General features: G+C 75.5%; 10 protein-coding genes and 1 pseudogene. 6 read left to right on the top strand and 5 right to left on the bottom strand.

Going from position 1 to position 12,259, the window contains the following annotated elements; genetic code table 11:
- The 3 genes and pseudogenes from ACFVXH_RS07115 to ACFVXH_RS07105 form a co-directional block, all read left to right on the top strand.
- Positions 1–573 (top strand): annotated as a pseudogene (locus ACFVXH_RS07115) (hypothetical protein); the annotation flags it as partial.
- Between the two features lie 89 nt (positions 574–662).
- Positions 663–1,844, top strand: a complete 1,182-nt coding sequence (locus ACFVXH_RS07110; RefSeq protein WP_387821012.1) for an RICIN domain-containing protein — start codon at positions 663–665, stop codon at positions 1,842–1,844.
- 91 nt (positions 1,845–1,935) lie between these two features.
- Complete coding sequence (locus tag ACFVXH_RS07105) at positions 1,936–3,588, top strand: trypsin-like serine protease (protein ID WP_387821009.1); 1,653 nt, start codon at positions 1,936–1,938, stop codon at positions 3,586–3,588.
- Between the two features lie 26 nt (positions 3,589–3,614).
- Here the strand turns inward: ACFVXH_RS07105 and ACFVXH_RS07100 are convergent, their stop codons facing one another.
- The gene (locus ACFVXH_RS07100) at positions 3,615–4,298 is read right to left on the bottom strand and encodes a hypothetical protein (protein ID WP_387821006.1); all 684 of its coding nucleotides are present in this window, start codon (positions 4,296–4,298) and stop codon (positions 3,615–3,617) included.
- 209 nt (positions 4,299–4,507) lie between these two features.
- On the opposite strand from ACFVXH_RS07100, the gene ACFVXH_RS07095 reads away from it, so the two are divergent.
- Entirely contained in the window at positions 4,508–5,317 is an 810-nt protein-coding gene (locus tag ACFVXH_RS07095; RefSeq protein WP_387821003.1) for a hypothetical protein, read from the top strand.
- Positions 5,318–5,426: 109 nt separating this feature from the next.
- Here the strand turns inward: ACFVXH_RS07095 and ACFVXH_RS07090 are convergent, their stop codons facing one another.
- Both ACFVXH_RS07090 and ACFVXH_RS07085 read right to left on the bottom strand, forming a co-directional pair.
- On the bottom strand, positions 5,427–7,634 hold the full coding sequence (locus ACFVXH_RS07090; protein WP_387821000.1) for an MMPL family transporter: 2,208 nt from the start codon (positions 7,632–7,634) through the stop codon (positions 5,427–5,429).
- Positions 7,635–7,812: 178 nt separating this feature from the next.
- Positions 7,813–8,205, bottom strand: a complete 393-nt coding sequence (locus ACFVXH_RS07085; RefSeq protein WP_049654170.1) for a RidA family protein — start codon at positions 8,203–8,205, stop codon at positions 7,813–7,815.
- Positions 8,206–8,373: 168 nt separating this feature from the next.
- On the opposite strand from ACFVXH_RS07085, the gene ACFVXH_RS07080 reads away from it, so the two are divergent.
- A complete protein-coding gene (locus tag ACFVXH_RS07080) occupies positions 8,374–9,723 on the top strand; it encodes an FAD-dependent monooxygenase (protein ID WP_387820997.1) in 1,350 nt (449 codons plus the stop codon).
- A gap of 26 nt (positions 9,724–9,749) precedes the next feature.
- On the opposite strand, the gene ACFVXH_RS07075 is transcribed toward ACFVXH_RS07080, so the two are convergent.
- Both ACFVXH_RS07075 and ACFVXH_RS07070 read right to left on the bottom strand, forming a co-directional pair.
- Entirely contained in the window at positions 9,750–10,166 is a 417-nt protein-coding gene (locus ACFVXH_RS07075; protein ID WP_387820994.1) for a VOC family protein, read from the bottom strand.
- A gap of 5 nt (positions 10,167–10,171) precedes the next feature.
- Positions 10,172–10,651: a helix-turn-helix transcriptional regulator gene (locus tag ACFVXH_RS07070; RefSeq protein ID WP_380741798.1), complete on the bottom strand. Its 480-nt coding sequence runs from the start codon at positions 10,649–10,651 to the stop codon at positions 10,172–10,174.
- Positions 10,652–10,850: 199 nt separating this feature from the next.
- On the opposite strand from ACFVXH_RS07070, the gene ACFVXH_RS07065 reads away from it, so the two are divergent.
- Positions 10,851–12,038, top strand: a complete 1,188-nt coding sequence (locus tag ACFVXH_RS07065) for a PP2C family protein-serine/threonine phosphatase (protein ID WP_387820990.1) — start codon at positions 10,851–10,853, stop codon at positions 12,036–12,038.
- The last annotated feature ends 221 nt before the right edge of the window (positions 12,039–12,259 follow it).

Raw genomic sequence — 12,259 nt, 5'->3', positions numbered from 1 at the left:
GTCCACAACCCGGTCACCAACACCCTCGACGTGTTCGCCACCGGCACCGACGGGTCCATCTACCGGGCGACGTGGAACCGGGCCGGCGGCTGGACACCGTGGATCATGACCGGCACCTGGAAGTTCCGCGGCGTCCCCACCACCGTCTACAACCCCGACACCAGGACCGCCGAGGTCTTCGCCCTGACCACCGACGGCACCATGGCCCACCTCTACAACACCAACGGCGAGGGCTGGTCCGGCTGGTACGTGATCGGCCCCAGCGACTGGAAGTTCGCCGGCACCCCCGCCATCCTCCACAACCCGCTCGCCAACACCCTCGACCTGTTCGCCACCGGCACCGACGCCTCCATCTACCGGGCGACGTGGAGCCGCGCCACCGGCTGGTCGGCCTGGACCATGACCGGCAGCTGGAAGTTCGGCGGCTCCCCCGCCGCGGTCTACAACCCGGACACCCGGACCGCCGAGGTCTTCGGCCAGGGCACCGACGGCGTCATGGCCCACGCCACCAAGGCCGGCGACGGGGCCTGGTCCGGCTGGTCCGTCGTCGGCCAGATCCCCACGACGGGCTGACCGCACCGACTCGTGCCGTCCCCGGCGAACGCCCGGCACGGCGGCCCCGCCCGGCGGACCGTCGCCCGCTGACCCGAAGAGGAATCCCCATGCCCCGCAAGACCCCGTCCCGCTCCTGGCGGACCGGCGTACTGGCCGCGGCCACCGCCGCCGGCGTACTGGGCACCTGCACCCCGGCCGGCGCCGTGGTCGGCGACGCCGCGCCCGCCGGTTCCTACGCCTTCACCGCCAAGCTGGACATCGGCGACGGCAAGCGCTCCTGCACCGGCGCGCTCGTCGATCCGTTCTGGGTCGTCACCGCCGCCGCCTGCTTCGCCGACGACCCCGCCCGGCCGACGACCGTCCCGGCCGGCCCGCCCGCGCTCAGGACGACCGTCACCGTCGGCCGCACCGACCTCGGCACCACGGCGGGCCAGGTCCGGGACGTCGTCGACCTGGTCCCCCGCGCCGACCGCGACCTGGTCATGCTGCGCCTGGTCAACCCGGTCATCGACGTCGACCCGCTCGCCGTGGCCACCACCGCACCCGCCACCGGTGAGGACCTGCTGGTGACGGGCTACGGCCGCACCAAGGCCGAGTGGGTGCCCGACAAGCTCCACAGCGCCGCCTTCACCGTCGGCACCGTCGACCCGACCGGCCTCGCCATCGCCGCCAAGGCCCCCGCGGACGCCGCCGTCTGCAAGGGCGACACCGGCGGCCCCGCCCTGCGCAAGGTCGGCGACCACTACGAACTCGCCGCCGTCAACAGCCGCTCCTGGCAGAACGGTTGCCTCGGCGCCGCCCCGACCACGCACACCGGCGCGTACGAGACCCGCACCGACGACCTCGGGAGCTGGATCCAGCAGACCGCCGCCCTCGACTGGACGACCCCGCTCGTCAACACCAACAGCGGCAAGTGCCTGGAGATCGACGACTCCCTCCTGACCGACGGCGCCCGCGCCCAGCAGTGGACCTGCCACGGCCTGCCCACCGCCCGCTGGACCTTCCACTGGGCCGACGACGCCTGGGAGGTGCGCAACGCCAACAGCGGCAAGGCCCTGGAGATCGAGAACTCCCTCCTGGCCGAGGGCGCCCCCGCCCAGCAGTGGACCTTCCACAGCCTCCCCACCCAGAAGTGGGACCTCGTCAAGGCCGCCGGCGGCTACGCCCTCAGGAACCGCAACAGCGGCAAGTGCCTGGAGATCGACGACTCGCTCACGACCGACGGCGCCCGCGCCCAGCAGTGGACCTTCTACGACCTCCCCACCCAGAAGTGGGCCTTCTCGTACTGACCCCCGGGAACGACCCGGAACCTGCGCCCAGAACCCGAGCCCGGAACCCGGAAGCGACCCGGGCCCGGAACCGACCCGAAGAGGAATCCCCATGCCCCGCAAGACCCCGTCCCGCTCCTGGCGCACCGGCGTACTCGCCGCGGCCACCGCCGCCGGCGTACTGGGCACCTGCGCGCCGGCCGGCGCCGTGGTCGGCGACGCCGCCGCCGACGGCTCCTACGCCTACACCGCCCGCCTGGCGATCGGCGACGGCCTGCGCACCTGCACCGGCGCCCTGGTGGACCGCAACTGGGTGCTCACCGCGGCCTCCTGCTTCGCCGACGACCCGGCGCAGCCGCAGGCCCCGGCCGCCGGTGCGCCGAAGTGGAAGACCACCGCCACCGTCGGCCGCACCGACCTGACCACCTCCGGCGGCAAGACGTCCGAGGTCTCCGAGCTGGTGCCGTACCAGGGCCGCGACCTGGTCATGGCCCGCCTCGCGACGCCCGTCGACGGCATCGCCCCGATCGCGGCCGCCTCCACCGCCCCCGCCGCCGGGCAGCCGCTGCGGGTGCCCGGGTACGGGCGCACCAAGGACGAGTGGGCGCCGCTGAAGCTGCACACCGGCGCGTTCTCGCTCGACACGGTGGGCGCGACGGGCATCGGCGTCACCGGCACGGGCGGCGCGGCGGTCTGCAAGGGCGACACCGGCGCCCCGGTGGTCCGCGAGACGGGCGGCAGGGCCGAGCTGGTCGCCGTCGCCTCCCGCTCCTGGCAGGGCGGCTGCCTGGGCGCCCCCGCCGGCGAGACCCGCACCGGCGCGTACGGCGCCCGGGTCGACGACGTCTCCGGCTGGGTCCAGCAGGTGCGGGCCAGGGCGTGGGGCTGGAAGACCCGGGCCCTGGTGCGCGGCGACGCCGACCTGTACCTCACGACCCGTCTCTACGACGGTTCGTGGACGCCGTACGAGGACGTCCAGGCGGCGGCCGGGAACATCGGCGGTGTGCGCGCCGTCTCCTCGGTCGGCATCGACGGCGACACCCACGTCCTCGCGCTCGGCGGTGACGGGCACCTGCACTACGCCGTCCACAACCTGGACGGCGGCTGGGGCCAGAAGTTCGTCGACCTCAACACCACCGTCGCCGACCTCGGCGGCATCACCCAGGTCTCCATCGCCAACGTGGACGGCGCCCTGCACATCGTCGTCGTGGCGAACGGGCGGCTCCTGCACAGCAGCCGCCCCGCGAACGGCCGGTGGAGCGTCTTCGGGGTGGTCACCGACGAGACCGGGCCGCTCACCGGCATCACGTCGATCGCCACCGCGGGCGTCCGCGGCGGGGAGCTGCACATCGCCGCCGTGTCCGGGGGGAAGGTCTCCCACACCCGTCGCTTCGCGTCCGGGGCCTGGTCCTCCTGGACGTCGGTCGCCGGGGCCGCCGGGGCCACCGCGCCGGTGACCGGCGTCGCCGTCACCCCGCAGGACAGGGACCTCGATGTCGCCGTCGTCACGAGCGGCGGGCAGTACCACACCGTGCGCTACGCGAACGGAAGTTGGCGGCCGTTCGACTCCCTCGCCGGCGCCGCCGGGACCAGCGTCAGCGCCGCGCCCGTCGACACCGACGCCCGGTTCGCCGTCACCACCGCCGACAACAGGGTGCTGCTGACCTCCCGTCACGGCGACGGCACCTGGACCGCCCCGGAGTACCTCGACCTCACCGCCGTGCCCGGCAACCACACCGGCACCTCGATCAGCGCCTCCCTCTGATCACCGCACCCGTCCGGCGGGTGTGCTCAGAGCAGCGCCAGCACCACCGCGAGGGCGGCGGCGGCCAGCCAGGCCGCCGCCGCCACGGCCATCGCCAGGCCCCACGGCCAGTGCTGGGACAGCATCAGCGCGCCGCCGAACCCGGTGGCGAGGAACAGTGAGATCGCGGTTCCCAGCGGGACCCGCCAGTCGCCCTCGCTCTGGAACGTCCCGGTCAGGCCGCGGACCAGCAGCGTCGTGCCCGCGCCGACCAGCAGCGCGACCCCGGTCATGGCGAGCCACGGGGTGCTCGGCGGCTCGGTGCGGCGGCCCTGGTAGGCGATGTCGGCGACCCGGCCGTGCCAGAACCTCAGCTCGACCACGGAGCCGACGTCCACGGCGTCGTAGAACGACTCCCTGACCGGATAGGTGTCGCTCGGCCCGTTCTCCCGCGCCACCGCGATCCCGTACGAGGTCGAGTCGTTGCCCGGGTCCGCCCACTTCCTCGTCACCCGGCCGCTCTCCGACCGCAGGCAGTCCTCCTGCGGCCCGGCGGCCCGGGCCCCGCAGGCGGGTGCGTCGAGGTAGGCGCCGCGGGCGTCGTACGCGGCGTCGAACCGGACGAAGCCTAAGGCCACGACTGCCAGTCCCAGCAGGGCGAGCAGGCCGCGCAGCAGCAGCGCGCCGACCGCCCGTCCGCGCCCGCCCCGCAGGCCGTCCGTCTTCCCCATGGGTCCCCTCCCGCCCGTCGGACCAGGTCATTGTGCCCTCGGGGCGGCGCGGGGGCCATCGGTGTCTCCGCACCCCCACGCGTCAACCCCGGCCGCGCGGGTTCGCCCGATCGGGGGGCGCGCGCCCGGTGCGCGCCCGGCGGGCCGTAGCGTCGTCACGGCGGACGGCGAGGGGCGGCCGCGCGGGGCCTTCGGGAGGAGTGGCGGGAGTGCGGGTCGGGCGGGTGCTGGGACTGGTGGCGGCGGCGGTGCTGGTGACGGCGGGGTGCGGCGGCGAGCCGGCGGAGAGGTCCCTGCCGCAACGGGGCGAGGAGCGGCCGACGGCGCTGGTGTACCGGGGGCCGGCCGCCTGCGACGGGTGCCCGGAGGCGGCACGGGGGCTGCTGGAGCGGGCCGGGTTCGCGGTGCGGTTCATCGGACCCGAGGAGCGGGTGCGGTTCGGCCCGGCGGCGCTGGCCGACGCGGCGGTGTACGTGCAGCCGGGCGGCACCAACGGGCAGGAGGTGGGCACCGCGTGGGACCTGCTGGCCCGCGAACCGGGCTTCTCCCCGGACCTGGTGCGCGCCTACGTGCGCGGCGGCGGCCGCTACCTGGGGCTGTGCATGGGCGGCTACCTGGCCGGCGACCCCGGCTTCGACCTCCTGCCCGGCGACTCCGGCGAGTACATCCGCTCCCCGGACGCCACCGTCACCGACGAACAGGACGGCCTGGTCGACGTCCTGTGGCGCGGCCGCCCGCAGCGGATGTACTTCCAGGACGGCCCGTACTTCGACGTCGACGGCCCGGGCACGGACGTCCTCGCCCGCTACCCCAACGGCCGCACCGCCGCCGCCGTCGCCCCGTACGGCCGGGGCCGGGTCGCGGTCAGCGGCCCGCACCCGGAGGCCCCGGCCGACTGGTACGGCGACTACGGGCTGCCCGACCACTCCGCCACCGGCCTCACCCTCGGCGAGGACCTGCTCCACGCCCTGACCGCCCCCGCCCCGACCTCCGGCCCCACTCCCACGCCCACACCCTGAACCTGACGCCGGACCGGCGGCTCGAAGCGGGTACCCGGTGGCCGCAACGGTCGGCCCCTGCCCCCGGCTGGTCGCCGGAGGCAGGGGCCGCGCGGGGACGGACGGGCCGTCAGCCGTGCGAGAAGGTGATCCGCGGCAGTACCCGGTCCAGCAGGCGGGGGGTGTGCCAGGCGGCGTGCCCGGTCAGGCGCAGCAGGACGGGGAGCAGGACGAGGCGGACCAGGGCGGCGTCGAGGAGGACGGCGGTGCCGAGGACGATGCCCATCTCCTTGGGCGGGAGCGGGCCGGACAGGGCGAAGGTGAAGAACACCGCGACCATGACGCCGGCGGCGGCGAAGACGACCCGGCCGGAGTGGGCCAGGGCCCCGGTCATGGCGGCCTTGGGGTCGCCGGTGCGTTCGTAGTGCTCCTTGGCGGAGGCGAGGAGGAAGACGGTGTAGTCCATCGCGATGGCGAAGATCATCGCGAAGAAGAACACCGGTGCCCAGCCGTCCAGGAAGCCCTGCGGGGTGAAGCCCAGCAGGCCGGCCCCGTGGCCGTCCTGGAAGACCAGGCGGGCGACGCCGAAGGCGGCTCCGGTGGACAGCAGGCTGGCGGCGGTGCCGAGGGCGGCGATCAGCGGGGCGCGCAGGGCGGCGAGCAGCAGCAGGAAGCCGAGGGCCATGACGACGCCGATGACCAGCGGGGTCTTCTCGGTGAGCAGGTGCTGCAGGTCGAGGTTCTCGACGGCGGCGCCGCCGACCATGGTGTCGGCGGGCAGTTCGGCGCGCAGGGTGTGGACGGTGCCGGAGAGGTCGGGGCTGGAGGGGTCGACGGTGGGCACGGCCTGGATCATCGACCAGCCGGAGCCGTCGGCGGCGGCCTGGGCGGGCATGGCGGCGGCGATGCCGGGGGTGGTGGCGACCCGGGCGGCGACCTCGGCGGCGCGGTCGGTGGGGGTGAGGATCTGCAGGGTGCCGGGGGCGCCGGGGCCGAAGGCCTGCTGGACGGCGGTGTAGCCGGCGCGGGCGCTGGCGTCCTCGGGCAGGACGGTGATGGACGGCATCGCGGTGCGCAGTCCGATGACGGGGGCGGCGAGGGCGATCAGCGCGGCGAGGGCGAGGGCGCCGTAGCGCAGCGGGTGCTTCCAGAGGCGTTCGCCCCAGGCGGCGAAGCGCGGGGAGGCGGGTGGGGTGGACTTGGTCCAGGGCAGGGAGAGGGCGTCGACGCGGTGGCCGAGGCGGCCGAGGACGGCGGGCAGCAGGGTGAGGGTGGCGGCGAGGACGAACAGGACGGCGAGCATGATGCCGCCGGCCATCGAGCGGAACGCCGGGGAGGGGACGAGCATCACGGCGGAGAGGCTGACCAGGACGGTGGCGCCGGAGAGCAGGACGGCCTTGCCGGCGGTGTCCATGGTCTCGGCGACGGCGCGCACGGCTCCCTCGTCGGCGCGGCCGGCGGAACGGCCGTCGGCCCGGCGGGCGGCGCGGAAGCGCATGACGAGGAAGAGCGCGTAGTCGATCCCGAGGGCCAGGGCGAACATCATGGCGAAGTTCATCGCCCAGACGGACACCGGGAAGAGGTAGCTGATCAGGACGAGGGAGCCGGCCGAGGCGGCGAGGCCGGCCATGGTGAGCAGCAGAGGCAGTCCGGCGGCGACGAGGGAGCCGAAGGCGAGCACCAGGATGGCGAGGGTGACCGGCCAGGACATGACCTCGGACTTCATCATGGCGTCGTGGTTGGCCTTGTTGAAGTCGCTCCACAGGACGGAGGCGCCGGTGGCGTGGACGCTGACGCCGTCCGTGGACAGGGCGCCGAGCGGTCCCTTGAGGTCGTCGGCGGCGCGGACCATGTCGTCGGGCGAGGCGGCGGCGCCGGCGAGCAGGACGGCGGTGCGGCCGTCGGGGCTGATGGTGGCGCCGGGCTGGGGCGTGACGACGGTGGACACCCGCGGGTCGGCGGCGGCGAGGTCGTGCGCCTCGGTGATCACCTTCTGGACGGCCGGGTCGGTGACGGGGCGGTCGGCGGCGACGACGATCTGGATCGCGGAGGAGGCGTTGCCGGCGAAGTGCCGCTCGGCGAGTTCGCGGACCTGGACGGACTGGGAGCCGTCGGCCTGCCAGCCGGCGCCGGACAGCGCGCTGGTGACCTTGGGGGCGAAGGCGCCGAGGCCGATGACGACGATCAGCCAGCCGACCAGGACGGCCTTGAAGTGCCGGGTCGACCACACCCCGAGGCGGCCGAGCGGCCCGGGTCGGCCGTTCTCGGGGGCGCCGCCGCTGCCGGGGGCGTCGGGGGGCGGGGCGGCGGGCCGTACGGCTTCGGCGGGGCGGTTCACGTGGTGCTCCGTTCTCGGGTGTCCGGGAGGTCCGGAGGCCCGAAAAAATACGGGTGGGGGTATCTCGACCAGCGACAACAGCACCCGTCCCGCCTTTCATTCCTCCCCGACCGCCCCTACCCCGACGACCTCTGCCCGCCGGGCCCCGGCAGCCCGGCCCGCCGGCCGCCCCCGCCGGCTAGCCGATCACCGCGTCCACCTCGACCTCCACCAGCCAGCGCTCGTCGATGAAGCGCGACACCTCCACGAAGGTGGTGACCGGGCGGATCTGCGCGAAGCGCTCGCCGTGGGCGCGCGCGGCCTCCCGCCACTGGCTCATGTCGGTGAGCATGACGCGGGTCCGTACGACGTCCGTGAGGGTGGCGCCCGCCTCCCGCAGGGCGGCCTCGGCGATGTCCAGGCAGCGGACGGTCTGGGCGTAAACGTCGCCCTGGCCGACCGTCGTGCCCTCCTCGCTGATCGGGGCGGTGCCCGCGACCGCGACATGGTTGCCCTTGCGCACGGCGCGGGAGAAGCCGATCCGCGGTTCGAGGGGCGAGCCGGAACTGACTGTCTGTCGAGTGCTCTCCATCGCACCATGGTGCCGCACTAGTGCACCCGTCGGGCCGTCTGCCCGCACGAACGCCCCCGCGCGCCGCCGGACCTGCCCCGGAGCACCCCACCGCACTAGTGCACCCTCCTCAAATAGCCCCACGGCGAGGCTTGTTGGCGCCGACGCGTACGACGTACATTCGGCGGCATGGAACACCTGGACCACCCGACGGGCACCGATGCCCCCGCCACCGACGTCCCTGCCGCCGACCGCCCCGGCACCGACGTCCTCGTCTCCGGCGCCGGGATCGCCGGCCCCGCCCTCGCCTACTGGCTGCGCCGCCACGGCATCACCCCCACCGTCGTCGAGCGCGCCGCCGGTCCGCGCCCCGGCGGGCAGGCCGTCGACCTGCGCGGCGCCAGGCGCACCGTGATCGAGCGGATGGGGCTGATGGAGCGGGCCCGCGCGCTGCGCGTCGAGCAGCACGGCATCGCCCTGGTCGACCGGCGCGGGCGGGCCACCGCCCGGATACCCGTCGGGCTGTTCGACGGCGAGGGGATCGTCTCCGAGATCGAGATCCTCCGCGGCGACCTCGCCGACCTGCTGCGCGAGGCCACCGACGGCGTCGAGTACCTCTGGGACGACACCGTCACCGCGCTCGACCAGGACGCCGGGGGCGTCACCGTCACCTTCGAGAACGCCCCCGCCCGCCGCTTCGCCCTGGTCGTCGGCGCGGACGGGCTGCACTCCGCCGTCCGCCGCCTCGCCTTCCGCCCCGGCGACGGCGACGGCCCCGACGGCACCGACGGCACCGACGGCACCGACGGCACCGAAGGCGCCCACTACCGGCCGCTCGGCGGCTGCCACGCCTGGTTCACCGTCCACGACCCCGCCCTCGCCCGCGAGCTCGACGGCTGGTTCCTGATGTACAACGCCCCCGGCGGCCTGGTCGCCGGCGCCCGCCCCGGCCGGCTGCCCGGCGAGGTCAAGGCCTCCCTCGGCCTGCGCCGCGCGCCCGCGGCGTACGACCGCCGCGACACCGCCGCCCAGCGGCGCCTGCTCGCCGAGCGCTTCGCCGGCGCCGGCTGGGAGGTGGACCGGCTGCTCGCCGGGATGCGCACCGCCGGGGACTTCGCCTTCGACACCTTCGGCCAGGTCCACCTCGACCACTACAGCCGCGGCCGCGTCGCCCTGCTCGGCGACGCCGGGTACAGCCCGAGCCCCCTGACCGGCCTCGGCACCAGCCTCGCCCTGGTCGGCGCCTACCTGCTGGCCGGTGAACTCGCCGCCGCCGCGGGCGACTTCCGTACCGCCTTCGCCCGCTACGAGGAGCTGATGCGCCCGTACGCCACCCGGGCCCAGGAGCTGCCGCCCGGCGGCCTGGGCGGCTACGCCCCGGACAGCGCCCTGGCGATCCGCCTGCGCGCCGCCTCCATGCGCTGGATGGGCCGCTGGCCGCTGCGCCCCGTGCTGGCCGCCCAGTTCGCCAAGGCCGGCGACATCGCCCTGCCCGACTACCCGCTGCCCGATCGCACGCTGCCCACCCGGACCGCCTGAGCCCCAGGCCGCACGCGCCCGCCCGACTACGCCGTGCGCGGCTGGTTGAAGCGCAGCATGTTGCCCGACGGGTCGCGGAAGGCGCAGTCGCGCACCCCGTAGGGCTGGTCCATCGGCTCCTGGAGGACCTCGGCGCCGGCCGCCCGGATGCGCTCGAAGGTGGCGTCGCAGTCGTCGGTGCGGAAGATGGCGCCGCGCAGCAGGCCCTTGGCGAGGAGTTCGGCGGCGGCCCGGCGGTCGGCCTCGGAGGCGTGCGGGTCGGCCAGCGGGGGCTCCAGGACGATCTCCACGCCGGGCTGGTCGGGCGAGCCGACGGTGACCCAGCGCATGCCCTCGAAGCCGACGTCGTTGCGCACTTCGAAGCCGAGGACGTCGCGGTAGAAGGCGAGCGCCCGGTCGTGGTCGTCGACGGCGATGAAGCACTGCGCGAGTTCGATGCTCATGCCCGTCACGCTACGGGAGCACCGGGGCCGCCGTCGCTCCCGTTCCCCTTCGCCCCCTTCGCCCCCTTGGCCTCCTTGGCCTCCTTGGCCTCCGCGCGCCGCACCGGGCGGGTGCCGATCTTGGCGACGCAGGCCGGGATCGCCGCGCCCTGCTCGTGGTCGCGGGCCCGGTAGGCGCTGGGGCTCTGCCCGACCAGCTCGGTGAAGCGGGTGCTGAAGGAGCCCAGCGAGGTGCAGCCCACCGCCATACAGACCTCGGTCACGCTCAGGTCCCCGCGCCGCAGCAGCGCCTTGGCCCGCTCGATCCGGCGGGTCATCAGGTAGGTGTACGGGGTCTCGCCGTAGGCGGCGCGGAAGCTGCGCGAGAAGTGGCCGGAGGACATCAGCGCGGTGCGGGCCAGCGCCGGCACGTCCAGCGGCTGCGCGTACTCGCGGTCCATCCGGTCCCGGGCCCGGCGCAGCCGCACGAGGTCGTCGAGCGGCACGCGGCCCGCGGACGGGGACGAGGTAGAAGACGGGGACGAGGACGGGGACGACACACCGGCCACCGTACCGACTGCCACCGACAGACGGCGCCCGGCCCATCCGTCCACCCCGTCCCCCGCCCGGCGCAGCCCGCTCGCGCCCGCCCCGCCGCGCCGACCACCCTGGAGCGGGGGCCGGACGGCGGAGAGGGCGACAGGGGTGGACGGCGAGGACGAGCAGCCCACCGCCCCGCGCGCGCCCGGCAACCGGGCGGTGGTGCTCGGCGTGCTGGCCGCGACCGTCGCCGTGCTGCTCGTCCAGGCGGTCAGCGGCACCAGTGCCCGCCTGGTGCTGCTGCTGGTGTTCCTGCCCGCGCTGCTGGCGGGCCTGGGCACCGTCGCCCAGACGGTGGCGGCCTCGGTGTGGGTGACCGCCGTGGTGGTGGCCCACTCGGTGCTGTTCCCGCCCGGGGACCTGCCGGCCCGCCTGGGCACCCTGCTGGGCGTGGTCGCCGCCGAGGCCGCCGTGATCGGCCTGTGCGCGCGGCGGGTGCGGCGCGAGCGGCAGCTGTCGCGGATGCGGCAGGTCGCCGTCGCCCTCCAGCGCCAGCTGCTGCGCCCGCTGCCCGTCACCACCCCGGACGTGCGCCTGGACGGGCTGTACCGGCCGCTGGAGCAGGACGCCATGGTCGGCGGCGACCTGTACGACGTCGCCGACACCCCGCACGGCACCCGGGTGCTGGTCGGCGACGTCCAGGGCAAGGGCCTGCTCGCGATCGGGACGGGCTTCGCGGTGCTGAGCGCCTTCCGGGAGGCGGCCTTCCGCGAGCCGCGGCTGACCGCCGTCGCCGACGCCCTGGAGGCGGCGGTGGAGCGGCACAACGCCTACGCGGAGCAGAGCGGCGAGCAGGAACGGTTCGTCACGGCCACCGTGCTCTGCGTCCGCGCCCCGGACAGCAACGACGGGGGCACCGACGACGAGGGCACCGACGACGGGGGCCGCGCCACCGAGGTGCGGGCCGTCAACTGCGGCCACCTCTCCCCCTACCTGCTGCGCCCCGACGGCCGGGTGGAGCCCGTCCCCCTGGACGCCGGGCTCCCGCTCGGCCTCGCCGCCCTGGCCACCACCGGCGAACCGCGCCCCGAGCGGTGCTTCGCCCTGCCCGGGGACGGGGTGCTGGTGCTGCTCACCGACGGCATCACCGAGGCCCAGGACGCCTCCGGCGCGTTCTACCCGGTCGAACGGGGCCTGGCCGACCTCGCCGCCGTCCCCGCCGACGCCCTGCCCGAGGCCCTCGACCGGCGGGCCCGGCGCTGGAGCGGCGGGAGCAGCCGCGACGACGTCACCGTCCTCGCCCTGCGCCCCGCCCCGGAACCGCCGGCTCCGCCGGAACCGCCGGCCCGGTAGCCCGGTAGCCGCCCGGGACGGACCGAACAGGGCCGTACGGGGCTGTACACGGCCGTACGGGGCCGTTCGGGACCGTCCATGGGGCCGTCCATGGGGCCGTCCGGCCCTTGACCCCCGGCTGCGGGCTCCACCTGCGGCGATCTAGGGTGCAGGCATGATCCCCACACCGATACCCAGCCCCGAGCCCACCCGGCTCGACGGTCCGACGGACGACTTCCTGA

Source organism: Kitasatospora sp. NPDC058184 (genome assembly GCF_042883725.1).
In the GTDB taxonomy this organism is placed as follows: Bacteria; Actinomycetota; Actinomycetes; order Streptomycetales; family Streptomycetaceae; genus Kitasatospora.
This window is presented reverse-complemented; position numbering and strand designations above follow the sequence as displayed.

What these genes read in the sequence shown, in the direction of transcription:
- ACFVXH_RS07085 (WP_049654170.1), bottom strand. Translation starts at nt 8,205, where the DNA reads ATGGAGAGCACTCGACAGACAGTCAGTTCCGGCTCGCCCCTCGAACCG.
- ACFVXH_RS07075 (WP_387820994.1), bottom strand. Translation starts at nt 10,166, where the DNA reads ATGAGCATCGAACTCGCGCAGTGCTTCATCGCCGTCGACGACCACGAC.
- ACFVXH_RS07080 (WP_387820997.1), top strand. Translation starts at nt 8,374, where the DNA reads ATGGAACACCTGGACCACCCGACGGGCACCGATGCCCCCGCCACCGAC.
- ACFVXH_RS07105 (WP_387821009.1), top strand. Translation starts at nt 1,936, where the DNA reads ATGCCCCGCAAGACCCCGTCCCGCTCCTGGCGCACCGGCGTACTCGCC.
- ACFVXH_RS07100 (WP_387821006.1), bottom strand. Translation starts at nt 4,298, where the DNA reads ATGGGGAAGACGGACGGCCTGCGGGGCGGGCGCGGACGGGCGGTCGGC.
- ACFVXH_RS07110 (WP_387821012.1), top strand. Translation starts at nt 663, where the DNA reads ATGCCCCGCAAGACCCCGTCCCGCTCCTGGCGGACCGGCGTACTGGCC.